We start from the raw sequence: 22594 nt of genomic DNA, 5'->3' as shown, positions 1-22594 counted from the left end.
CGGTTCCGGACGGAAGCCGCGCACAGGCTCTTGGCTTCGGTGAGCAGGCGGACCACCTCGACCTGGGCGGGGAGCGTGCCGGGCGGGCGCGGCGGTCGCGGGCGTAGGCCGAGCGCAGGAACGCGGGGAGCGCGTCGTCGTCGAAGACCGAGCGGGTCGGTCGGCGGCCGAGGGCGTCCACCGTCAGCTGGGCGGTGTGGTCGGCCCCGCTGCACGGGTAGTGGCCGGTGACCAGGACGCGGTCGAACTCCAGCGTGATGCGGCGCTCGCGTACGGGCGGGGCAGGTCCGAGTCGATGCGGCTGCGCACCCCGCAGTGGTGCGCCGAGTCCAGCCGGGCGCGGCCCATCCGGGGCAGCCGGATCCGGTCGGTGACCGTGTCCTCCAGGGCTGCCGAGGCGATGTCGGCGCCTCCGGCGAGGGAGACCACCACGGCCAGCGCGTGGGGCAGCTCGACGTCGAAGGCGGTGGGGCGGCCCGGCACCCGCTCGGTGCGGGTGAAGCGGGGCTTGTGCTTCAGGACGGTGACCGAGCGCAGCTCGCCGAAGATCCGGCCCCGCCGGGCGGCGCGCAGCCGCCGGGTGAGCGCGCTGTCCAGCCACTGGGTGGTGACGGTGATGTCCGGGCCCCAGCGCCGCCGCAGCCGGGCCACGGCCGCCAGTCCGACCAGGTCCGGGGCGAGCGGCTTCTCCACGATGAACCGGCGGTAGCCCGGCCGCGCCAGGCGCTCCAGGGGACCCGAGCGCAGGCGCGGGGGCGTGCACAGGTGGACGACGGTGCTCGCGGGCGGCGCGTGGCGCACCGCCTCCTCCGGGGAGTCGACCGTGAGCACCCCCTCGACCGGGTCCCGGAACGGGTCGAACCCCACCACCGGTCCCGGTGCGAACAGGGCGGGGTCCTGGGCCCGCGCCGTGGCGAGCGAGGGCAGGTGCAGCCCCTCCCCCGATCTGCCCAGACCGACGACGAAGGTGTGCAGCATACGAACGAACACCTTTCCGGTTCTTTCCCCTCGACACGCGGCGGACCCCCTCGGACACACCGCCAGCGTGTTTCCCGCCCAGCGTCGGCCACCCCGCCAGAAGCGCCAAAAAAGAGAACAAGTCCCCGCAACCAAAACCACGGAAATGGACAGGATGAGGACCGTGGGCAAGCAGGAGAAATATCAAGTACATCCACTATGCGGCTTTTGCCGCCCGACGCGCCGGGCGGGACCGCACGCCGAGAGGTCCCGCGACCGACGGGGGGCAGGCGCGGGACCTGACCGGTCAGTCCACCGAGAAGCTGAACTGCCCGCTGGGCGGGGCGTGCCAGCCCCGGTCGGGCGGCACCGCGGCCGAGGGCCCGAAGCAGACCCGACCGGCGTACATACGCACATTCGAGTCGGTCAGGTTCACCAGCACGTGCGCGGTCACCGGCAGCGTGTGGCAACTGCCCGACGCCGGGTCCCGGTAGCGGTCCAGGTCCTCGAACCCGGTCTTGAACACCACGACCTCCCCGGTCGCCGCGTACGCCGGAACGGCCCCCCAGCACGGTCGCGCCCACCGTGAACGCGAGCGCCGCCGCGGCGTACGCCAGAGCCCTCATGCCCATTGCCCTCGTTTCCCTTTCGTGGTTCTCACACCAGTCCGACCCGCCAGCATCACCGACACAGCGGGGCATCCGAAGTAATCCTTGCGCCAACCGGCCACAAAGACCACCCCCCAGAACAAGCGGGCAGGGAATTTCGGAACGCCTCTACTACGGACATATCGAAGAAAAGAACGAAAAAGGGTAAGATTAGAAAATATAATTTCCCGGGGGAAAGTCCTGTTTTGGAAACACGCGAGAAACCCTAGGGGGCGTGGGAGGACACGCCCCGCCTCCCGTACGCGCGGAGGGGCGGAGGAGGTCCTCGTGGCCTCCCCCGCCCCTCCGGGGCCGTCGGCTCAGGGGTTCACGAAGTCGCGCACCTGAACGTAGACGGTCGCGTCCGTGGTCAGCGCCGTATGGGACAGGCAGGTGGTCCGCGTGTTCTGCGCCCCCCTGAGCACGGTGCTGTCGTCGGGGTTGATGAACGTGTCGCACGGCGACCACCAGGTCCCGTAGCGGGGAGGGCCGGGCGTCTCGTCACCGGAGTTCAGGGCGGTGAGGAAATCCGACCCGGGCCGCATCTCCGTGCAGGAGGTGTCGAGACAGGAGTTCGCCGCGGTGGTGCCGTGGTCGGGGCCTCCCAGGGAGACCCACGCATCGATCCGGTCGTCGCCGTCGAGGGTTCCTGGCGTAGTAGCGCGACGACAGACCGCCCATGGAGTGGGACACCACGGCCACGCGGGAGGCAGCGGTCTGGCCCAGCAGCCGGTCCACCTCCTGTGAGAGTTGTCGCGCGGTGATCGCGTTGGACTGCCGGTAGTCGTAACTCCACTGGTCGAGGTGGGTCGTGGGCCACCCGTCGGCCCCGAAGCGGGCCGCCATCGTGTTCCACACCGATCCGTCGGAGGAGCAGCCGTGGACGAGGAGGACCGGGTTGCTGGTGGGGCCGAAGGCCGAGCCGCCCTGGGCGTGCGCGAGACCGCCGGGTGGTGCGACGAGGAGGAGGGTCAGGAACGCGGCGAGGGCGTTCGTCCTCTTCACGGGGACTCTCGTTGGGGGGACGCCCCCGGTCGCCGACGCGGCCGGGGGTGCGGGGGAGACTCGAACTCCGACCGCGGGCGGGGTGGGACGCGGTCGTTCGAGGAAGGCTCCGGTACCTGGGAGGAAGGGGCGCCGCGATTATTACTGGCCGGTAAAAACCTGTCAAGGTCCCCGTGGCGGGCCCGGAACCGGGCTGGAGCACAGCCGTCCAGACCGGGGTGGGCCGTCGGGCGCCGGGCGGAACGGGGCCGGGTGCGGCCGCGGACACCAGGGCGCCCGCCCCGAGGGGGCGGGCGCCGGTACCCGAGGAGGTCAGACCTTGCGCCAGCGCGGAACCCAGGCGCCGTCCTGGACCTCGTAGTCGCCGAAGAGCGCCGGGGCCTCCTCCTGGAGCGTCCGGCCGATGAGGTCGAACAGCAGGCGGATCTCCTCCTCCGCGCCGGGCGCGGTGCGGGCCTCCAGGGTGTGGCGCAGGGTGCGCACGTTCGCGGTCCACACCAGGCCGGTCGCCACGCCCTCGGGGGCGAAGCGGCGCATGAACGAGGTCCGGTGCTTCTTCTCGGCGAACTTCACGCCCTCGTCGTCGAGGCCGAAGTGGTCCGCCATCCAGAGCTGGAACTCCTCCATCTGCTGGAGCATCGCCTCGGCGCGCTCCATCAGCTCGGGGTCCTTCTCCGCCCACTCGGGGAACCAGAACGGCAGGTCGGTCAGGCGCACGAAGCGCAGCGACTCCTGGGAGACGGCCACGCCCGGGCGGTGCCGAATCAGTTCGTGGGTCAGCACTCTTGACACATTGTGCAGTACAAAACTGAAGCTGATGTGCTCCAGGACCGAGCCGTGCAGGCTGGCCAGGATGTTGCCGAGGTAGGCGTCCTGGTCCGTGCGCACCCGGGTGACGTTGGGGTTCAGGCCCGGTTCCCAGGAGCGGTAGCACAGCCGCCCGGCGAACTCGGCGAGGTTCTGCGGGTCGTTGAGGTGGGCGTCGAGCTCACCGCGGTCGAACCGCTCCAGCCAGGCCTGTCCCCCGACCTCCTCGAGGTAGTCGGCGACGGCGTCGTAGTCCACCTGCGGACGCGCCACCAGACGTACCTGCGGCTCGACCCTCTTCACAGCATGCCTCCCGTTCGTGTGTCCCCGGCTCCCCGGCGCACGCCTGAGGGCCGTGACCAGGGGGTGTCCGGGCCACGGGGGCGTGGGAGGGGGCGGGGGGCTGACCAGCCCTCCCCGAGGGTACACGGGGCCGACACCGGGCGGCGGGGGCGAGCGGGCGCGCCCCGGTCGGCGAGTGCGTCCGGAGCGGCGGACACGTCAGCACGGCGGAAGGGCCGGGGGCCCGACCGGGGTGACCCGGCGGGCGCCCGGCCCGTAGTCCGTCGTACTCGCGCTCGGTCGTGCTCGTTGTCCGCGGTTCTCCGGAGGGGTCAGCCTCCACGGGCTAGAAGCCGTAGAAGTAGCCGGGCGCGATGAAGAGTCCGACGACGATGGCGATGATGCCCCAGAGGAGCTGTCCGCGCAGCACTCCGAGGACGCCGGCGACGATGAGAATGATCCCGAGGATTGTAAGTAGAATACCCATACACAACCACTGTCCCGTAACGGGTTGATCAAACTTTCTGATTGGCCGTGTTTTGGGAAAAGGGCCTTTTGCACAGGTCAGTAACCGTATGGGGTCCTCATTTGGTACACCCGGATCCGCACACTCCGGGCGGAACGCACGGATCCGGGTAAAGAAGGGGCCTGGGTACCAGGTGCCTCAGCCGCGGGCCAGGCGCAGGGCCCGGGCCACGACGCCCTCGCCGACGCTCGCGGTGAGGATGGACTCGGGGTGGAACTGCACCGCGTACCACCGCGCGGCGGGGTCCTCGATCGCCATGACGACGGGCTCCTCCCCCGCCTCGCCGTCCAGCACCGCGGTGACCTCGAAGTGCTTGACCAGATCGGGCACGGTGTAGGTGGAGTGGTAGCGGGCCGCCTGGAAGGTGCCCTCCTCCACGCCGTCGAGCAGCGCCCCGCCCCTGACGCGCACCCGGCCGGGCTTGCCGTGCACCGGGTGCTCCAGGGTGCGCAGCTCCCCGCCCGCGTGCTCCACCATCGCCTGAAGCCCGAGGCAGACCCCGAACACCGGCAGGCGCCGGGCGGCGAGCTCGTCCAGCAGCGCCGACATCGCGAAGTCCACGGGCAGGCCGGGTCCGGGCGAGAGCACGACCAGGTCGGGGGCCGTCCGGTCCAGCAGCGCGGGGTCGAACCCGTAGCGGACGGTGGTGACCTCGGCGCCGTGGCGGCGCACGTAGTCGGCCAGGGTGTTGACGAAGGAGTCCTCGTGGTCCACGAGCAGCACCCGCATACCCGCACCCGGCGGTTCGGCGGGACCGGCGGCCTCGGCGGCGCTCTCCGGGACCGGCTCCCCGGAGGCCTCCTCGCCCAGCGCGAGGGTCTCCAGCAGGGCGCGCGCCTTGAGGAAGGTCTCGCGCTCCTCGGCCTCGGGGTCGGAGTCGTAGAGCAGGGTGGCTCCCGCGCGCACCGCGGCCACGCCGTTCTGGATGTGGGCGGTGCGCAGGGTCAGTCCGGTGTTCATGGAGCCGTCGAAGTTGAGCACGCCCACGGCACCGCCGTACCAGCGGCGGGGGCTGGTCTCGTTCTGCTCGATGAACCGCATCGCCCAGGTCTTGGGCGCGCCGGTGACGGTGACCGCCCACATGTGGGTGAGGAAGGCGTCCAGGGCGTCGAACTCGCGGCGCAGGGTGCCCTCGATGTGGTCGACGGTGTGGATCAGGCGGGAGTACATCTCGATCTGGCGGCGGCCGATCACGCGGACGCTGCCCGGTTCGCACACCCGGGACTTGTCGTTGCGGTCCACGTCGGTGCACATGGTCAGCTCGGACTTCTCCTTGACCGAGGAGAGCAGCTCCTGGATGTTCTCGGCGTCGCCCAGGGCGTCCTCGCCGCGGCGGATGGTGCCCGAGATCGGGCAGGTCTCCACCCGCTGGCCGGTGCCGGGCTCGCCGGAGACGCGCACGAACATCTCCGGGGAGGCGCCGACCAGGTACTCGCCCTCGCCGAGGTTGAAGAAGAACTCGTAGGGGGCGGGGTTGCGCTCGCGCAGCAGCTCGTAGAAGCGGGCGGGCGAGGAGCAGCGGGCGTAGGTGCGGTGTCCGGGCACGACCTCGAACAGGTCGCCGCGCCGGAACTTCTCCTTCGCCTTGGCCACGATCCTGGCGTAGGAGCCGGGCTCGGGCCCCTCGGGCACCTCGGCGGCCACCACCGGCGGGGTGGGTTCGGTGCGGCGCTCCAGCCCGAGGGTGGTGGCCTCGGCGCGGCCGGCGTCGGCGGGGACGGTGAAGTCGTAGGTGTAGCGCACGCAGGTCTCGCGCTTGCGGTCGCGCACGACGAGGGCGTCGGGCAGGTGCAGCACCAGGTCGCGGTCGCCGGGGTCGCGTGCGATGTGCGGCTCGACGGGCTCGAACTGGAAGGCGAGGTCGTAGCCGAAGGCGCCGTACAGGCCCAGGTTGGCGTCCTCGGGGCTGCTCAGGGCGGCGATGACGGCGCGCAGGGCGGTGAAGACGCTGGGACGGCGGCTGCGCTCCTCCTCGGGGAAGAACTCGTCCGGATCGGGCTCGGGGACGGTGACGCGGACACTGCCGCGGCTCACCTCGTCCAGCGTGCTGTCGGGGTCGGGGACCCCCGCGGAGTACAGCGCCTCGGCTACGACCGGGAGCAGGACGCGCCCGCGTTCGTTGAGGGCGGTGGCGGCGACGCGGCGGCCGCGCGTGGTGATCTCCAGGCACGGGTCCACGTAGCCCAGGTGCCAGCGGTCGTAGCGGCCCGGATACTCCATGCCGGAGGAGAGGACGCCGCCCCGGCGGTCCTCGACCGAGCGGACGAGGTCGGTGAGGACCTCGGGGTCGCAGGGGGTGGCGCTGCGGTGGACGGTCACGCCGCCCTGGGTGCGGTAGGTGGTCTGTGCGTCGCTGGAGTTCACGGCCGGTCCTTTGGCGCTGCGTCGGTCGGGGTGGGCCACACCTCGGCCGGGGCCGTGAAACGCAGGAACGACCGCCGGTCCGGGGCGGTCGTTGCGTGGGTATGCGCACTCGGAGCACCGCCTAGAGGCGGCGCCACCACTGGGCCTGGGTGCTCGTGTGTCGCATGGGCACGAGTGTAGCGGGTGTCGGGGGCGCTGGGGAGCCCGACGCGGAGGTTTCCCGTGACCGGTCCGTGCGGGGGCCTGTCCGCACCGGGAGCGCTCGGAGCCGTTCACCCCGACCAGTGGTAGCGCCGCTCCGGGCGTCCGGCGGTGCCGTAGCGCAACCGCACCTCCACACGGCCGGACTCGGCGAAGTACTCCAGGTAGCGGCGGGCGCTGACCCGGGAGACCCCGGTGGCCTCGGCGCACTCGGTCGCCGACAGGTCCTCGGACCCCTCTCCCCCGCCCCGGGCGGCGTGGTCGCGCAGCGCCCGCTCCACGAGTTCGGCGGTCTGCCGGGTCAGCCCCTTGGGCATCGCCCCGCCGGTGCGGGCCACGGGGCGTACCGCGCCGAAGGCCCGGTCGACGGCGTCCTGGTCGGCGGTGCGGTCGGCCTCCAGGGCGCGGCGCAGCCGGACGTAGTCGCGCAGCCGCTCGGTCAGGGCCGCGGGTTCGAACGGCTTGATGAGGTACTGCACGGCGCCGCCGCGCAGGGCGCGGCGCACGGTCGCGCTGTCCCGCGCCGCGGTGATGACCAGGACGTCCACCTCTGGCGGCTCCTCGCCCTCCCGGGGCCCGCGCAGCGCCCGCAGCACGTCGATTCCGTTGATGTCGGGCAGGTAGATGTCCAGCAGGACCAGGTCGGGGCGCAGCCGGGCGACCATCTCCAGGGCCTCGGCCCCGGTCCCGGCCTCGCCCACGACGGTGAAGCCGGGAACGCGTTCGACCAGGCCCCGGTGCACCCGGGCGACCATGAAGTCATCGTCGATGATCAGGGTCCTGACCTGCGGCGCCGTGTCCTGTACGGGGGCGGGCTCTGGCGCGTTCAACGGGTACCTCCGGTGTGGTCCTCTGGGGTGCGGCCTCGGGTCATCGGCGGTCCTCCTCAGCGGCGGGCGGGCTCTCGTACAGGACGGCGGTGAACCGCGAGCCGGTGACGGTGGCCGTTCCGCCCCGGCGCGCGCAGACCAGGCCGACGATGGCCAGGCCCAGGCCGCGCTTGCGCCCGGCGCCGCCCTTGGTGGTGTAGCCGTGCTGGAACACCTCTCCGGCGAGTTCGCTGGGCACCCCGGGGCCGGAGTCGCGCACGGTCACCTCGACCGGCGCGCCCCCGCCACCGACCACCCCGACCTCCACCCAGGGGCGTTCGGGGCCCGCGGCGGCCGGGGCGACCGCGTCCAGGGCGTTGTCGACCAGGTTGCCCACGACCGTGACCAGGTCGTCGGAGAGCTCCTCGGAGACCGGTTCCAGGCGGGTGTCGGGGCAGACCCGCAGGTGGGTGCGCTGTTCCTCGGCCAGGCTGGTCTTGGCGATGAGCAGAGCGGCCAGCGAGGGGTCCTCGACCCGGGCCGTGACGTCGGCGCTGAGCTGGGCCCGGGCCCCGCCGACCTGGCTGACGTACTTGGCGGCCTCGTCGTACTCGCGCAGTTCCAGCAGTCCGGAGATGACGTGCAGCCGGTTGCTGAACTCGTGGGCCTGGGCGCGCAGGGTCTCGGTGGTGGTCTGGCTGGTGTCCAGTTCGTGCTGGAGCTCGACCAGGTCGGTGCGGTCGCGCATGGTCGTCACCGAACCGGCCGGCCGTCCCCCGGTCTCCAGGGGCATCCGGTTGAGGGCGACCAGGCGGTCGCCCAGGGCGACGACGGTGTCGCGGCCCCGGACCGTGCCCAGGAGCACGTCCCTGAGCTCCCCGCCCACGCCCAGGTCGGCCAGGGTGGCGCCGACGCTGTCGGTCGGCAGGCCCAGCAGGCGCACGGCGGTGTCGTTGACCAGGGTGACGCGGTGGTCGGCGTCCAGGCCCAGGACGCCCTCCTTGATGCCGTGCAGCATGGCCTCGCGGTGCTCCACGAGCCGGGTGATCTGGTCGGGCTCCAGGCCCAGGGTCTGGCGCTTGACACGGCGCGAGAGCAGCAGGGACCCGGCCACGCCGATCACGCTGGCGATGCCCAGGTAGACGAGGAGGTTCGGGGTGGCCAGGACCAGGAGCTCCCCGGTCCCGGGGTAGTCCATGGCGGCGACCACCACGCCGAGGATGGTTCCGCCCTCGCCGATGACGGGGACGGCCGCGGCCACCGCGCGCTCTCCCCCGACCCGGGCCACCCCGGTCCAGGAGCGGCCCCCCAGGGCGGAGGAGACGCCGGGTTCGCCCTGGGCGCCGGTGGAGGCGGGGCCGGGGTCCAGGGTCAGGGCCCGGCCGTCGCGGTCGTGGATCACCAGGTGGTCGGCGCCGGAGAGCACGCGCACACCCTCCGCCGTGGGTGCGAGCACCTCCGGGCTGCCGAAGGTCTCCAGTCCGGCCCGGACGGTGTCGCGCGCGGCCGTGCTCTCGGCGACCGAGAGCATCCGGCGGCTCTCGGTCTGGCGCAGGCGCGCGTCGGACTGGGCCAGGGACACCGCGGCGACCATGACCAGCACGGTGACGACGATGGCCAGCTGCAGGGCGAGGAACTGCCCGGCCAGCGTGGTGCGCGGGGCCGCGAACCTCATGCGCGTCCCGTTCCCGGACCGGCCGTGAACACTACGACCACAACCTTCCTTACCACCATTGCCCGCACAAAAGACACAACACTTCCCACGCGTGTTTCCTTCTGTTTGCCTGTGCGTTGCATCACAAGCCAACCGGAACATACCCGGACGTATCCCCTACGGAGAAATCATGCTCCGCGTGACGAAGACGCACGTCAGTCCCAGTGTCCCCGCTCCGGGCGCCTTCCGCCGCCTCCCCGGCGTCCGCGCGGCCGCCGCCGGCGCGGCCCTGCCGCTCCTGCTCGCCGCCTGCGGAACCGCCGAGGGCGGCACGGCCGAGGACGGCACCTGGACGCCGACCAAGCCGATCGAGATCACCGCCCCGGCCGCCACCGGCGGCGGCTGGGACACGCTGGCCCGCACCAGCGCCCGCCTCCTGGAGGAGGAGGAACTGGTCGACCAGTCCGTCCAGGTTGTCAACAAGCCGGGCGCGGGCGGTGCGATCGGCTGGGCCTACGTGGCGGGCCACGCGGGCGACCCGCACAAGCTGTTCGTGACCAGCCCGCCCATCCTGCTGGTGCCGATGGCCGGGGACTCCGACCACGACCACGACGACTTCACCCCGATCGCCCGCCTGGCCACCGACTACATGGTCTACCTCGTGGCCGCCGACTCCCCGGTGGAGACCTTCGAGGACCTGGCCGCCGAGGCCGGGTCCGGCGGCTACAGCGTCGGCGGCGGCTCCGGTCCGGGCAGTATGGACCACGTCGCGCTGGCCGGGGCGCTGGAGGCGTCCGGGGCCGATGCCACCCGGGCCAACTACATCCCCTTCGACGGCGGCGGCGAGGCCATGACCGCGCTGCTGGGCGGCCACGTGGACGCGGCCGTGGTGGGCGTGGGCGAGGCCCTGGGCATGCTGGAGTCGGGCGACATGCGCGCGGTGGCCGTCTCCTCGCCCGAGCGCGTGGACGCCGTCGCGGACGTGCCGACCCTGGTCGAGCAGGACGTGGACTTCACCTTCGACATCTGGCGCGGCGTCATGGCCCCGGCGGACCTGGAGGAGGCCCAGGTGGCCTACTACGAGGAGCTGTTCGCGGACCTGATGGAGACGCGGGCCTGGCAGGAGGAGTCCGCCCGCCTCGGCTGGACCGACGCCTACCTGGACAGCGAGGAGTTCGGGGCGTTCCTGGACGACACCCGCGAGGAGTTCTCCGCGATCCTGACCGAGGTCGGTCTCCAGTGAGCGGGCCGACGACGGAGCACCCGGGCGGCGCTCCCTCCGGGGGGAGCGCCCGGCGGGCACGCCGCTGGAACCCGCTCTCCCCGGTCGCGCCGGAACGGGCGTTCCGGTTCTCCCCGCGCACCCTGGGCGTCGCGATCGGGCTGTTCGCGCTCGGCTACCTCGCGCTGGCCTTCCAGATGCCCGACTACACGGCGGTGAGCGTCCCGGTCCAGCCCTCCACCCTGCCGCGCTGGCTGGGCGTGGCGCTGCTGATCCTGGCGGTGCTGCTGTTCTTCCAGCGCGCACCGGAGGAGGAGGCACCGGCCGGCCCCGCCGCCGGGACGGCGCCCGGCTCCGGCGACGCGTCCCCGGCTCCCTCCGAGGCCGCCGACGGCGGCGCGCCCGGGGAGGAGGGGGCCCGGCTGGGCCGCCTGGAGGACCCGCGGCTGGAGACGGGCCTGTTCGTGGCCGCCCTGTGCGTCTACGTCGCGCTGTTCGAACCCCTCGGGTTCGTGCTCTCCACCGCCCTCTACCTCGGGTCGATGACCTGGTACCTCGGCTACCGCCGCCACCTGGCCACCGCGGCCGTCGCCCTCGGGCTGCCCTTCGCGCTGTACGCGGGCATGACCTGGGGCCTGGGTGTGGTGCTGCCGAGCGGCCCGCTTCCGTTCTGAGACCAAGGATCCCTTCCTCATGGGCATGCTCGACCAACTCCTGCACGGGTTCAGCATCGCGCTGACCCCGCAGAACCTGCTCTTCGTCTTCGTCGGCGTCCTGGCCGGGACGATCATCGGCATCCTGCCCGGCCTGGGGCCGATGAGCGCGATCGCGCTGATGATCCCCATCGCCTACGGCATGGAGCCCACCTCCGCGATCATCATGCTGGCGGGGGTGTACTACGGGGCGATCTTCGGCGGGTCGACCTCCTCCATCCTGCTCAACGCGCCCGGGGTGGCCGGGACCGTGGCCACCTCCTTCGACGGCTACCCGATGGCCCTGCGCGGCAAGGCGGGCAAGGCGCTGGCGATCGCGGCGATCTCCTCCTTCGTCGGCGGCACGATCGGCGTCGTGGGCCTGATGGCGATCGCGCCAAGCCTGGCCTCCTTCGCGGTCAGCTTCGGCCCCACGGAGTACTTCGCGCTGATGGTGCTCGGCCTGACCGCCGTGGTCTCCCTGGGCGGGCGCAACCTCGTCAAGGGCCTGGTCGCGGCGGTGATCGGCGTGATGGTCGCCCTGGTGGGCATCGACTCCCAGACGGCCATCGTCCGCTTCACCTTCGACCTGCCCGAGCTGTACGAGGGCGTGGAGTTCCTCATCGTTGCGCTGGGCGTGTTCGCGCTGGCCGAGGTGCTGGTGATGCTCAACCGGCGCGGCCGGGGCGGTGCCCGCGGCGGCGTGACCTCGCTGCGGCTGTCCGGCGGCGAACTGCGCCGGATCACCCCGCCCACGCTGCGCTCCTCGGTGCTGGGCTTCTTCACCGGCGTGCTGCCGGGGGCCGGGGCCACCGTGGCCTCGTTCCTGTCCTACTCCATGGAGAAGAAGCTGGCCCGCGACGGCGACACCTTCGGCCAGGGCAACCCCAAGGGCGTGGCCGCGCCCGAGGCGGCCAACAACGCCGCCGCCGTGGGGTCGTTCGTGCCCCTGATGACGCTGGGCGTGCCGGGCTCGGGCACGACCGCGATCCTGCTGGGCGCGCTGCTGGTGCTCGGTGTGCAGCCGGGACCGATGATGCTCACGGACAACCCCGACATGTTCTGGGGCGTGGTCGCGTCGATGTACGTGGGCAGCCTGGTGCTGCTGATCCTCAACCTGCCGCTGATCCCGGTGTTCGCCAAGGTGCTCAACACCCCCAAGGCGGTGCTGGTCCCGCTGGTCGTCGTATTCTGCGTGGTGGGGGTGTACGGGCTCAGCTTCAGCGTGTTCGACCTGGGCCTGCTGGCCGCGTTCGGCGCGATCGGGTTCCTCATGCGGCGCAACGACTTCCCGGCCGCGCCGCTCATCCTGGGGCTGATCCTGGGCGGACTCATGGAGACGTCGATGCGCCGGGCGCTGCAGATCTCCGGCGGCGAGTGGTCGGTGTTCGTCACCGAGCCGATCTCGGCCGGGCTGCTGGCGGTGGCGGTGCTGTCCCTGCTGCCGGCCGTGGTGCGCGCGCTGCGCGGACGGCGCCGCCCCGGCCCGGCGGCCCCGGCGCCCGCCGCCGAGGAGGAGGCGCGCGACCGGGCCCCGACGCCGCGGGGCTGAGCGGGAACGGGACCGACCGGAGAACACGGGGAGGTGACGGACGGGTGGACGGGTACGGCACGGCGGCACGGACGGGGGGTCCGAGCCGCCGTGCCGTTCTGGCCTGCGGACTGGCCCTGGCCCTGGCGGGCTGCCAGGGGAGGGAGGGCCGGGACGCGCTGCGGATCATGGTGCCCACCCCGCCCGGGGGCGGGTTCGACCACACCGCGCGTACCGTGGCCGCCGTGATCGAGGAGATCGGCGCGGTCCCCGACGTCACCGTCTTCAACCTGCCGGGGAGCACGGGCACCGCCGCGCTGGCCCGTCTGGTGTACGAGCGGGGCGCGGCAGACCTGCTGTTGCAGATGGGGTTGGGTCTGGTCGCCAACACCCACGTGGGCTCCGCCTCCGGTCCGGTCACCGACGCCACCGCCCTGGCCCGGCTGTTCGAGGAGCCCGAGGCCCTGCTCGTCCCGGCGGACTCGGAATGGCGGAGCGTGGACGACCTGGTGGACGCGTGGCGGCGGGACCCGGGGGCGATGCGGATCGCGGGCGGCTCCACCCCGGCCGGACCGGACCACCTGGTGACCATGCTGCTGGCGGAGGAGCTGGGCATCGGGGTGGCCGACGTCAACTACCGCTCCTACGACGGGGGCGGGCCGGTGCAGGCCGCGCTGCTGGACGACCAGGTGGACTTCGCCGCCGCGGGGCCGAGCGAGCAGCGCTCGGCGATCGACTCCGGCCAGCTGCGGGTGCTGGCCGTGACGGGCCCCGAGCGGGACCCGGGGATCGACGCGCCCACCCTGGTGGAGGCGGGGATCGGCCTGGAGTTCATGAACTGGCGCGGGCTGGTGGCCCCGCCCGGGCTGGCCGGGGAGGACCTGGCGTGGCTGCTGGACCTGGTGGAGCGGGTGCACGCCTCGCCGGAGTGGGCCGAACGGCTGGCCCGCAACCGGTGGCGGGACGCCTACCTGGCCGGGGAGGAGTTCGGCGCGTTCCTGGCCGAGGAGGACGAGCGCACCGGACGCACCCTGGAGCGGCTCGGACTGTCGTAGGCGGCCCGGGCCCGGCGGGCGGAGCCCGCGGATGCGCCCGCACGGGAGGAAGGGGAACCCGCGAAGGGGCTCGCCCGGGAGCGAAGGGCTGTGCTAGGCTACGGAACTCGTTAATTTCAGCATTAGCATAAAAAACCCCTACACTACGGAGCTTAGCAAGCTGATGGAGTTCTGTCAAGCGGACGCCGCTGAGGCGTCATCAGCCGCCCTGGACGCGGAGCAGGTCCGGGTCAGCGAGATGTACGAGCGCCTGGACACCCTGCGGGAGCGGACCGCCCAGCAGCTCGCCGCCGCCCACCTCCAGGAGCGCGCGGGGTTCGCGGCCTCCGTGGAACGCGAGACGCGCTCCTACGAGCAGGCCCGCCGCCGGGCCCAGCTCGGCTCGGTCGAGGAGGGGCTGTGCTTCGGCCGGATCGACCTGGCCCCGGACGGGGGGACCGGTCCCGGGGACGGGCACGAGACCCGTTACGTGGGCCGGATCGGCCTGCGCGACGCCGAGTACGAGACCATCCTGGTGGACTGGCGGGCACCGGCCGCCCGGCCCTTCTACGCCGCCACCCCCGGCGACCCGAACGGCGTCGCCCGCCGCCGCCACCTGCGGGTGCGCCGCCGCCGGGTGGTCGGGCTCGACGACGAGGTGTTCGACCCCGACTCCCTGACCGAGGGCGACCGCCGCCAGCTGGTCGGCGAGGCCGCCCTGCTCGACTCCCTGCGCCGGGGGCGGACCGGGCGGATGGGCGACATCGTGGCCACCATCCAGACCGAGCAGGACCGCGTCATCCGCGCCCGGCTGGCCGGAGTGCTCGTGGTCCAGGGCGGGCCGGGCACCGGCAAGACCGTGGCCGCCCTGCACCGCGCCGCCTACCTGCTCTACACCCACCGCTCCGTGCTGGAGCGGCGCGGGGTGCTCGTGGTCGGGCCCAATCCGGCGTTCCTGCGCTACGTCGGCGACGTGCTGCCCTCCCTGGGGGAGACCGACGTGGTCATGCGCACGGTCGGAGAGCTGTTCCCGGGGGTGGCGGCCACCGCGCACGACGCGCACGGGGTCGCCGGGGTGAAGGGCTGCCCGGGCATGGCCGACCTCGTGCACGCCGCCGTGGCCGACCGGCAGCGCACACCCGCGGAGGCCTTCGGCGCCGAGGACCTGCGCGTGGAGACCGACGCCGGGGTGCTCCGGGTGTCCGGCGCGCTGTGCGAGCACGTGGTTCGCACCGCGCGCTCCCTGCGCCTGCCGCACAACACCGCGCGCAAGTACGTGGTGCACCACCTGCTCGCGGAACTGGCCCGGGCCGAGTCCGCGCTGCTGGGCCGGGCCGTGGACGAGGAGGACCTGCCCTTCGTGAGCGAACGCCTCTGGCACGAGGACCCGGTGCGGCTGGCCCTGGACGGGCTGTGGCCGCACCTGACCCCGCGTCGGCTGCTGCGCGAGCTGTTCGCCGACCCCGGGGCGCTGCGGCGGGTCGGTGAACGGGCCGGGCTCGACGCCCGGGCGTGCGCGGCCCTGGCCCGCTCCCCCGAGTCGCCTTGGACCGTGGAGGACGTGCCGCTGCTGGACGAGGCCGCCGAGCTGCTGGGGCACGACGACGGGGCCGAACGTGCGCGCGAGCGCCGCGCCGAGGCCGAACGCGCCGAGGAGGAGCGGTACGCGCGCGGCGTGCTGGAGCTCGGCGGCCTGTTCGACGACCAGTTGTTGCAGGCCGACGCGGTGGACGTCGCCGCGATGGCGGCCCGGCACCGCGACACCGGGCCGGCCCGCACCACCGCCGACCGGGCGGGCGGGGACCGGGAGTGGACGTACGGGCACGTGATCGTGGACGAGGCCCAGGAGCTGTCGCCCATGGCCTGGCGCACGGTGATGCGCAGGGTGCCCACGCGGTCGCTGACCGTGGTGGGCGACGTGGCGCAGAGCGGCAGCGCGGCGGGGACCCGGTCGTGGCTGACCGCTCTGGAGCCCTATGCCAGGGGCAAGGTGCACGTGGAGCGGCTGCGGGTGAACTACCGCACGCCCGCGCCGATCATGGAGGTGGCCGCCGACGTGCTGCGCGCGGCGGCTCCCGGCGAGGAGCCGCCGGAGTCGGTGCGCGAGGAGGGCGACCCGCCGCGCGCGGTTCGGCTGCCGTCGCTGGCGGAAGGACTGCCCGCCCTGGTGGCCGAGGAGGCCGCCGCGATCGGCGAGGGCAGGGTCGCGGTCGTCACCGCCGACCGGGACGCGGACGCGGTGGCGAGGGCGCTGCCGACGGCCGCCCGGGCGGGCTCCGGCGGTTCCGGGCGGGGCCGGGACGCCCTGCGGGAGGGGGTGGTGGTGCTGACCGCGGCCGAGTCCAAGGGGCTGGAGTTCGACGCGGTGGTGGTCGTGGAGCCGGACGCGCTCCTGGCCCAGCCGCGCGGCGCCAACGACCTGTACGTGGCGCTCACCCGGGCCACGCGCCGGTTGGCGGTGGCCCACACCGGCCCGCTGCCGGAGGTGCTGGACCGTCTCGCCGAGGGTTCCGGGGCCCGGCCGAGGGGGTGACGGCCTGCCCGCGGACGTGTCCGGTGCGGCGCGAGGGGTTCGGTCCCCGATGGTCCCGTACCCGCGGCGGGTCCCGGGCGCCGAGCTCCGCCACGGGTACGGGACCGTGCGTGGAGCGCCGGACCGGCGGGCCTTCCCCGGCCCGCCTCAGGCCCGGCCGGGGGGACGCGGGAACCCCTCGCCCGGCTCCGCCGGTCCGCGCGGCCTCCGGCTCAGGGGGTCCGGCCCAGCAGGGCGCCGAGGAGGTCCGTGGTCCCCCAGCCGAAGCGGGCTCCCGCCTCCAGGCCGGTGGCCAGGAAGGCGACCAGGAGGACGAGGACCAGGACGCGGGCGGGCCAGCGGCGGGGACGCCGCTCGGGGGGAGGCTCCTCGTCCGCGCCCGGCCCCTCCAGCCAGGAGCGGTCCAGGCGGGCGACCTCGCGCCGCAGGTCCTGGACCTCGGCGTGGTAGCGGTCGCGCTCCTCCCGGACGCGTTGGAGTTCGGCGCGCTCGGCCCGCACGGCGGCGCGCGCGTCGGCGATGTCGGCGCGCGCGCCCTCGGGTCCGCGCCTGGCGTGCCAGCGCTCCAGCCGGGACAGGGGCAGGTCGACGTACTGGGTGGGCCAGTTGTCGCTGTCGTCGGTCCCGGCGGGGGCCTCGTCGGGCCGGGTCTCGACCGCGTAGTCCGGTTGCTCGCCCGGCGGGACGGGGACCGACGGGGCGTCGGCCGCGCTGTCGGGCGCCACCGGCAGGGGCGGGGCGTCGGCGGGCGTGCGGTCGTCGGGGCCGTCGGTGAGGTCGGGCCCCGGCGCGGGTTCCGTGTCGCCCTCCGCCCGGTCCGGGCGGGGGGAGGCGGAGATGGTCCACTCCTCCCCGGGTAGCGGCGGCTCCTCGGGTTCAAGGGACTCGGGGGGCGGTTCGGGCTCCGCGCCCACCCGGACCGGCCCGCCCGTGCCGAAGGTGTCCTGCGAGGGCGCGGGCGGCACCTCGTCGGGGGCCCCCTCCGGGGAGGCGTCCCCGGGTTCGGCGGGAAGGGGTTCGGCACGGGTGTCCGGTACCGGTTCGTCCGGCGGGGTCCGGGGCTCCTCGTGCGGGGGCTCCTCCTCCGGGGGGAGGTCGGCGACGATGCGGGGCCTGCGGGGGTCGCGGTGGGGTTCGGGCGCGGCGAAGATCCCGGAGGGGGCGGGGGTGCGCGGCGTCTCCTCCGGTGCGCCCGGTTCCGGCAGGGGTTCGGGCCACAGCGCCTCACGGCCCCTCTCCCCCGCCTGGCGCGTCGGCGCGGCGGCCGCGCCCGGGTCGGTGCCGGGGTCCCCGCCGCCGCGGCCCGGCTCCCCGTCCGTGTCCGGAGGCCACTCGGTGACGCCCTTCAGGGAGGGTTGGCCGCCGGGAACCGCGCCCGGCGTCCGGGGGGCCGGGCGCACGGGGGGCAGCGGCCCGGTCTCCTCCTCCCCCGGGGTTTCGGCCTCGGGCAGGTCGTCCAGCGGCTCGGCGGCCTCCGGGAGGGGGTCGGGGACGGGAACGTCGCGGGCGGACCCGCGGGTGCGGCGGGGCACGGGGGCGAGCCAGTCGTGCAGCAGGTCGCGACGGTCGGCGAAGGTGGGGGCCTCGGGTACGCCGCGTTCGCCCAGATGGGCGGCGAGGGCGTCCCCTCCCTCCTCGCGCAGCACGGCCACGAGCCCCTCGGCGACGCGGCGGTGGTCAGGGGGTGGGGGGTTGAGGAAGGGGGCGGCTCCCGGGGTCGGCGGGCCGAAGGCGAGGTGCTGTCCCTCGGCGGCGCCCAGGACCGGGTCGTAGGTGGAGAAGGACCAGTTCCATCCGGCCGCGGGAATCGCGCGGGGCGGGGTGAGCACGTCGTGGAGGATGCGGTGCATGCCCCACAGGAAGCGCAGCTGCACCGCCTGCCACAGGTCGGCGCGTTCGGGGACCAGGGCGATGTGGACCGGCAGGTCGGGGCGGTCCAGGGCGGCGGCCACCGCGCCGATCAGGATCGGCTCGTCCCCGACGGTGGTCTCGGCCGCCCGGCGGTCACGGGTGCGCACGGCCCCGGGGGCGGCGGTGCTCTCCCAGGGCTCGGGTACGGGCAGGGTCCGCATGGTCGACCAGCCGGGCGCCGGCGGGCGGCGCTCGGCCGGACGGGTGTGCGGGTTCTCGTGCAGGGACAGCACCCGGGGCAGGGTGAGGCCGTAGGCCGGTCCCACGATGGCCCAGGCGTGCGCGGAGCGCACGTCGCCGGGCCACCGGTAGACCAGGGCGGCCTGGCCGTCGGGGTAGGCACGGGCCCAGAGGGTCTCGGGATAGTCCGCGGGGTCGGTGCCGGGCAGCGCGGAGCGGTAGTCGGCGGTGAGCGCGGGGAGGAGGCGGTCACGCCAGGAGCGCAGGACGGGCTGTTCCGCCTCGGGAAGGGAGGAGGCGGCCGGGCCCGGGCCGACGCGGCCGAGGAGGGTGGGTTCGGCCCAGGCGAAGTGGATCTGGTGGTACGTGCTGTCCGGCAAGTCGCCCCTCCCACGGGTTCGCGGACCGAGGCGGCGCGGCCGTCCCGCCGCCACTAGGAAGGTATCCGGTCAAAGGATGGTGAAAACCGTGCATGCCCATATATGGGGCACTACACGTGCTTTGTCCGGATTCGCTGTCCGACCCCGGCCATCCTCCCCCGCCGGGTCACCCCGCCTCGGCCAGGCGCGTCCACTGGTCCCGGGTGAGTTCGAGGTCGGTGGCCTCGATCGCCTCGTCGAGCTGCTCCAGGGAGCTCACCCCCACCAGCGGCACCACGGCGGGGTCGCTGTCCAGCAGCCAGGCGAGCACGACCTGGTTGCGGGTGGCGCCGGTTTCCCGGACGACCTCGTCCAGGACGGCCAGGCGGGCGGGCGTGCCGGGGTGGTCGTAGACCGGGTCGAGCGCGGCGGCCTTCTCCGGACGGGTGTAGGCGCCCCACAGCAGCGGTGTGTAGGCCACCAGCGTGGAGGGGCGGCCCTCGGCGGCCTCCGAGCGGACGAAGTCGAGCAGCTCGGGGGTGACGTGCATGTGTCCCCCGGCCTGGAGCGGTCGGTCGAAGCGGGGCTGCAGGTAGCTGTAGCGGTACTGGAGCACGCGCGGACGCGGCCAGCCGTTGGCCTCGGTGACGGCGCGGGCCCGCTCCAGCTTCCAGGTGCGGTGGTTGCTCAGGCCGACGTACTCGGCGTGGCCCTCGGCGACGAGCTTGGCGAAGGCGCCCAGGGTCTCCGGCAGCGGGGTCGCACGGTCCTCCTGGTGGGCGTAGAGCACGTCCAGGCGGTCCACGCCCAGGCGCTCGCGGCTGCGCTCGGCGGCCATGGCCACGGTCGCGGCGGACAGGCCCTCCTTGGTCTCCAGGCCGGTGCCGGGGACGGTGGGCTGGGCGCCGAGCTTGGTGGCGATGACGACCTCGTCGGTGATCCCCCGCTCGCGGCGCCACCGGCCGAGGAAGGTCTCGCTCTCGTGGCCCTCGAAGCCCTCCACCCAGAACTGGTAGCAGTCGGCGGTGTCCACGAAGGTGCCCCCGGCCTCGACGAAGCGGTCGAGCAGGGCGGCGGAGGTGGCGTCGTCGGTCTCGCTGCCGAACTTCATGGCGCCCAGGCACAGGGCGCTGACCCTGCGGTCGCCGATGGCGGTGTAGCGCATCAGGGGGTCTCCTTGAGGGGGTCGGGGGAGCTCTCGGCGAGCACGCCCAGGTAGTAGTCGATCTTGTGCTCGATCACCGCCTGGCACGCGCGCATCTCGGCGATGCGCTCGTTCAGCCGCTCCTGGTGGCTCTGGAGCATGCGCAGGCGGTCGGGGACGGTGTGGTCGCCCTCGCGGATGAGCTCGGCGAACTCGCGCAGCCGGGCGATGGGCATGTCGGTGTCGCGCAGGCACCGGATCATGTTGAGCAGCTCGACGTCGTCGGAGCGGTAGCGGCGGTGCCCGCTGGGCGACCGGTCCACCCGGCGCAGCAGGCCCGCCTTCTCGTAGTAGCGCAGGGTGTCCAGGGTGAGGTCGAAGCGCTCGGCGACCTCACCCGGCGTGTAGTAGTTCCTCATAGACAGCAAGCATGGGACCTGGAGCGCGCTCCAGGTCAAGCGGGAACGGAAAAAGCCCTCAGGCCCCGCTGCCGCGGATGGCGCCGACCACCGCGTCGGTGAGGTCGTCGATGATCTCCTCCTCGCCGACCTCGGGGTGTTCCAGCCACCACTCCCCCGCCGCCTGCACCATGCCCACCACGGCGTGCGCGACGATCTGGGAGCGCAGGCGGTCGCGGATGCCCAGCTCGCTGACGAGCTGGTCGGCGAGCTCCTCGCCCAGGCGGCGCACCATCATGCCCAGGTCGGCGCGGGTGCGCGAGTCCTCCGAGGTGGCCCGGTCCATGAGGAACCGGTAGAGGTTGAGGTTCTGCGAGATCATCGACAGGTAGGCGCCGACCGTGGCGCGGGCGCGCACCTCGAAGCCCGTGTGCTGGTGCAGCTCGGCACGGATGCGCTCGATGAGCGGGTCGACGTGGCGGCGGGCCAGCGCCCGGTACAGGCCGCCCTTGTCCCCGAAGTGCCGGTACAGGATCGGCTTGCTGATCCCGGCCTCGGCCGCGATGGCCAGCATCGAGGCGTCCGGGCCGTCGCGCTGGATCACCCGGTCGGCGGCGTCCAGGATGGCGCGGCGCCGTTCGGGGTCGCGTCCGCGTCCGCTCCGTCCGCCGCGGGAGGGGGAACCCTCCGGCACGGCCGTGCCGGAGGGTTCTCGGCTGGTGTCCATGGGCGCGGTCGACCGCGTGTGTTCGAGTGCCACAAGGGATCACCGTAGCGGTTCGGAGCGGTCCGGGGGCGCCGTTCCGGGACGGTGATCAGCCCTTGAGCGCGATCCAGGTGGCGTGGGCTCGGGCCAGGAGGCGGCCCTGGGAGTCGTGGACGGCGCTGCCGGTGTGGATCTTGCGCCCGTCGACCGCGGCCAGGTGGCCCATCACCACGTGGGGCTCGCCGACCCGGGGCGCGTGGTCGACGCGTACGGTGATCCGTCCCAGGACCGCGGGGCGGCCGGAGACGTCGCTGGACCAGCCTCCGGGGCAGTCCAGTGCGGCCCAGACCTGGGCCAGGCCGACCGTGCCCGCGCCCTCGTCCAGCACGGGGTGCGGGGTCCAGGCGCAGGCGACGGTGTTGCCGGCCCCGTCGGGGCCGCTGCCCGGGCGCACGGACCCGGCGAACAGGCGCAGGCCCTCGCCCTCGGCTCGCTCGGGACCGCAGCTGTAGCAGCGCGGGAAGGGGTGCGCGGCCAGGCCCGGGTAGCGGCCCTGGGCCTCCTCGGCCTCGGGCAGGCTGACCGGCCCCCCGGGCACGGCCGGGGTGTCGGGGAGTTCGGTGACGGCTGCCTCGGCCACCAGCCGCGAGCCCTCCGGCGCGTCGGGGTCGGTCAGGGTCAGCGGGCCCCCGGGGTCTCCCTCCACCGTGAGCGGGTGGTCCAGGGGCGGCGGAACGCGCAGGGTGACCTGGACCGCCGGTCCGCCGACGGAGGTGAGCCGGGCGGCGAGCAGGCCCGCGGTGTAGCCGCCGTTGCCCGAGCCGTCGGGCCCGTTGTACCGCGCGGGGATGGTGAGGGTGGGGGCGCCGTTGCCCGTGGTGGTGTTCATGGGGCCAGGGTAGATCCCGTGCCCTCGGGCCGACCAGTTCCGCCCCCGCCGCTCGGGGTCGCGGAGCGCCCCGGGGGCCGCCCGCCTCCCCCGGTCACCGCCGCGGCCAGGCTGCGCAGCAGGCGCGTGCGCGCGCTCCAGCGGGCGGGGGCGCGCACGGTTCCGGTGAGCTCGTGTTCGGCCCGGTCCAGCGCGTCCTCCAGCAGGGCGTCGTGCAGGGGGCGGAAGAGCAGCGGCCAGGTCAGCAGGGCGGGGCCGCGGGTGCGCATGGCCAGCAGGTGGCGCAGGACCGTGCCGCCGTCGGGGCCGGGGTGGACGGTGAGCTCGTGGAAGCCGTCGAAGCCGCGCGGGGCCCGGAAGCGGAAGCGCACCCGGCGGCCCGGGGCGTGGTCCTCCACCGTGTAGCGGACGGGCCCGTGCCCGCCCGAGGCGCCTTCGGCCAGGGGGCCGTCCAGGCGCATGGCGGGCCAGCGGTGGTGCGGCCAGAGCCGGTCATCCCCGCCGGACAGGGTGTCGATCAGTGCTCCCACGCGCTCCGGTCCGACCGGGAAGCGGCGTTCGTGGAGGCTGTACACGTCCATGCCCACTCCTTTTAGAGAGGTGTCTCTAAAATCCAGTGGAGCATACGACGTGGTGCGCGATAGCTGACATCCCGGCCTGAGCATGCGAACGGCCGTGCGGGACGATCATGATTGTGACGTCAAAATGGGCCCGCACGGCCTTGAGCCATCGTATCTGCACCG

At 73.9% G+C, this 22594-nt stretch carries 19 protein-coding genes; 5 read left to right on the top strand and 14 right to left on the bottom strand.

Translation table 11 applies throughout. The features are described from left to right. Window positions 1–183: 183 nt before the first annotated feature. The 8 genes from FYW95_RS23855 to FYW95_RS23825 form a co-directional block, all read right to left on the bottom strand. Window positions 184–978 carry a Gfo/Idh/MocA family oxidoreductase gene (locus tag FYW95_RS23855; RefSeq protein ID WP_236567754.1) on the bottom strand — a complete coding sequence of 265 codons (795 nt, stop codon included), beginning with the start codon at window positions 976–978 and terminating at the stop codon, window positions 184–186. Between the two features lie 286 nt (window positions 979–1264). Continuing rightward, on the bottom strand, window positions 1265–1486 hold the full coding sequence (locus FYW95_RS23850) for a hypothetical protein (protein ID WP_236572295.1): 222 nt from the start codon (window positions 1484–1486) through the stop codon (window positions 1265–1267). A 619-nt stretch (window positions 1487–2105) separates the two neighbouring features. Further along, window positions 2106–2609: an esterase/lipase family protein gene (locus FYW95_RS23845; RefSeq protein ID WP_201295008.1), complete on the bottom strand. Its 504-nt coding sequence runs from the start codon at window positions 2607–2609 to the stop codon at window positions 2106–2108. Window positions 2610–2921: 312 nt separating this feature from the next. Continuing rightward, window positions 2922–3719 (bottom strand): FAD-dependent thymidylate synthase, encoded by a 798-nt coding sequence (thyX, locus tag FYW95_RS23840; RefSeq protein WP_159942427.1) that lies wholly within the window; start codon window positions 3717–3719, stop codon window positions 2922–2924. Window positions 3720–4044: 325 nt separating this feature from the next. Then, window positions 4045–4185 (bottom strand): GPGG-motif small membrane protein, encoded by a 141-nt coding sequence (locus tag FYW95_RS27850; protein WP_201295007.1) that lies wholly within the window; start codon window positions 4183–4185, stop codon window positions 4045–4047. 177 nt (window positions 4186–4362) lie between these two features. Continuing rightward, window positions 4363–6588, bottom strand: a complete 2226-nt coding sequence (locus FYW95_RS23835; RefSeq protein ID WP_159942426.1) for an anthranilate synthase component I — start codon at window positions 6586–6588, stop codon at window positions 4363–4365. A 272-nt stretch (window positions 6589–6860) separates the two neighbouring features. Continuing rightward, a complete protein-coding gene (locus tag FYW95_RS23830; RefSeq protein ID WP_255459333.1) occupies window positions 6861–7619 on the bottom strand; it encodes a response regulator in 759 nt (252 codons plus the stop codon). A 40-nt stretch (window positions 7620–7659) separates the two neighbouring features. Then, complete coding sequence (locus FYW95_RS23825; protein WP_159942425.1) at window positions 7660–9273, bottom strand: sensor histidine kinase; 1614 nt, start codon at window positions 9271–9273, stop codon at window positions 7660–7662. A 169-nt stretch (window positions 9274–9442) separates the two neighbouring features. On the opposite strand from FYW95_RS23825, the gene FYW95_RS23820 reads away from it, so the two are divergent. The 5 genes from FYW95_RS23820 (at window position 9443) to FYW95_RS23800 (ending at window position 16264) form a co-directional block, all read left to right on the top strand. After that, window positions 9443–10495 carry a tripartite tricarboxylate transporter substrate binding protein gene (locus FYW95_RS23820; protein WP_159942424.1) on the top strand — a complete coding sequence of 351 codons (1053 nt, stop codon included), beginning with the start codon at window positions 9443–9445 and terminating at the stop codon, window positions 10493–10495. Further along, a complete protein-coding gene (locus tag FYW95_RS23815; protein WP_159942423.1) occupies window positions 10492–11148 on the top strand; it encodes a tripartite tricarboxylate transporter TctB family protein in 657 nt (218 codons plus the stop codon). Before FYW95_RS23820 ends, FYW95_RS23815 begins: the two co-directional genes overlap by 4 nt. A gap of 19 nt (window positions 11149–11167) precedes the next feature. Further along, window positions 11168–12718: a tripartite tricarboxylate transporter permease gene (locus FYW95_RS23810; RefSeq protein ID WP_159942422.1), complete on the top strand. Its 1551-nt coding sequence runs from the start codon at window positions 11168–11170 to the stop codon at window positions 12716–12718. A 44-nt stretch (window positions 12719–12762) separates the two neighbouring features. Then, window positions 12763–13752 carry a Bug family tripartite tricarboxylate transporter substrate binding protein gene (locus FYW95_RS23805; protein ID WP_159942421.1) on the top strand — a complete coding sequence of 330 codons (990 nt, stop codon included), beginning with the start codon at window positions 12763–12765 and terminating at the stop codon, window positions 13750–13752. 163 nt (window positions 13753–13915) lie between these two features. Then, window positions 13916–16264 (top strand): HelD family protein, encoded by a 2349-nt coding sequence (locus tag FYW95_RS23800; RefSeq protein WP_159942420.1) that lies wholly within the window; start codon window positions 13916–13918, stop codon window positions 16262–16264. 212 nt (window positions 16265–16476) lie between these two features. Here FYW95_RS23800 and FYW95_RS23795 read toward each other — a convergent pair whose 3' ends face one another. From FYW95_RS23795 to FYW95_RS23770, 6 genes are all read right to left on the bottom strand, one after another. Beyond that, entirely contained in the window at window positions 16477–18735 is a 2259-nt protein-coding gene (locus tag FYW95_RS23795) for a hypothetical protein (protein ID WP_159942419.1), read from the bottom strand. Window positions 18736–18901: 166 nt separating this feature from the next. After that, window positions 18902–19879, bottom strand: a complete 978-nt coding sequence (locus tag FYW95_RS23790; protein ID WP_159942418.1) for an aldo/keto reductase — start codon at window positions 19877–19879, stop codon at window positions 18902–18904. Continuing rightward, the gene (locus tag FYW95_RS23785) at window positions 19879–20277 is read right to left on the bottom strand and encodes a MerR family transcriptional regulator (protein ID WP_159942417.1); all 399 of its coding nucleotides are present in this window, start codon (window positions 20275–20277) and stop codon (window positions 19879–19881) included. The genes FYW95_RS23790 and FYW95_RS23785 overlap by 1 nt, the downstream gene beginning before the upstream one ends. A gap of 58 nt (window positions 20278–20335) precedes the next feature. After that, complete coding sequence (locus FYW95_RS23780) at window positions 20336–21016, bottom strand: TetR/AcrR family transcriptional regulator (RefSeq protein WP_370462378.1); 681 nt, start codon at window positions 21014–21016, stop codon at window positions 20336–20338. A 55-nt stretch (window positions 21017–21071) separates the two neighbouring features. After that, a complete protein-coding gene (locus FYW95_RS23775) occupies window positions 21072–21851 on the bottom strand; it encodes a hypothetical protein (protein WP_159942415.1) in 780 nt (259 codons plus the stop codon). After that, complete coding sequence (locus FYW95_RS23770; RefSeq protein WP_236567752.1) at window positions 21848–22432, bottom strand: SRPBCC family protein; 585 nt, start codon at window positions 22430–22432, stop codon at window positions 21848–21850. Before FYW95_RS23770 ends, FYW95_RS23775 begins: the two co-directional genes overlap by 4 nt. Window positions 22433–22594 lie beyond the last annotated feature (162 nt).

Source organism: Nocardiopsis sp. FR4, assembly GCF_009830945.1.
Lineage (GTDB): Bacteria > Actinomycetota > Actinomycetes > Streptosporangiales > Streptosporangiaceae > Nocardiopsis.
The sequence above is the reverse complement of the archived record's forward strand: the minus strand, read 5'-3'. Positions and strand labels throughout refer to the sequence as shown.

Excerpts from the sequence above, each read along its gene's own strand:
- FYW95_RS23810 (WP_159942422.1), top strand. The coding sequence starts at position 11,168 with ATGGGCATGCTCGACCAACTCCTGCACGGGTTCAGCATCGCGCTGACC.
- FYW95_RS23790 (WP_159942418.1), bottom strand. The coding sequence starts at position 19,879 with ATGCGCTACACCGCCATCGGCGACCGCAGGGTCAGCGCCCTGTGCCTG.
- FYW95_RS23825 (WP_159942425.1), bottom strand. The coding sequence starts at position 9,273 with ATGAGGTTCGCGGCCCCGCGCACCACGCTGGCCGGGCAGTTCCTCGCC.
- FYW95_RS23800 (WP_159942420.1), top strand. The coding sequence starts at position 13,916 with ATGGAGTTCTGTCAAGCGGACGCCGCTGAGGCGTCATCAGCCGCCCTG.
- FYW95_RS27850 (WP_201295007.1), bottom strand. The coding sequence starts at position 4,185 with ATGGGTATTCTACTTACAATCCTCGGGATCATTCTCATCGTCGCCGGC.
- FYW95_RS23775 (WP_159942415.1), bottom strand. The coding sequence starts at position 21,851 with ATGAACACCACCACGGGCAACGGCGCCCCCACCCTCACCATCCCCGCG.
- FYW95_RS23820 (WP_159942424.1), top strand. The coding sequence starts at position 9,443 with ATGCTCCGCGTGACGAAGACGCACGTCAGTCCCAGTGTCCCCGCTCCG.
- FYW95_RS23785 (WP_159942417.1), bottom strand. The coding sequence starts at position 20,277 with ATGAGGAACTACTACACGCCGGGTGAGGTCGCCGAGCGCTTCGACCTC.
- FYW95_RS23855 (WP_236567754.1), bottom strand. The coding sequence starts at position 978 with ATGCTGCACACCTTCGTCGTCGGTCTGGGCAGATCGGGGGAGGGGCTG.
- FYW95_RS23770 (WP_236567752.1), bottom strand. The coding sequence starts at position 22,432 with ATGGACGTGTACAGCCTCCACGAACGCCGCTTCCCGGTCGGACCGGAG.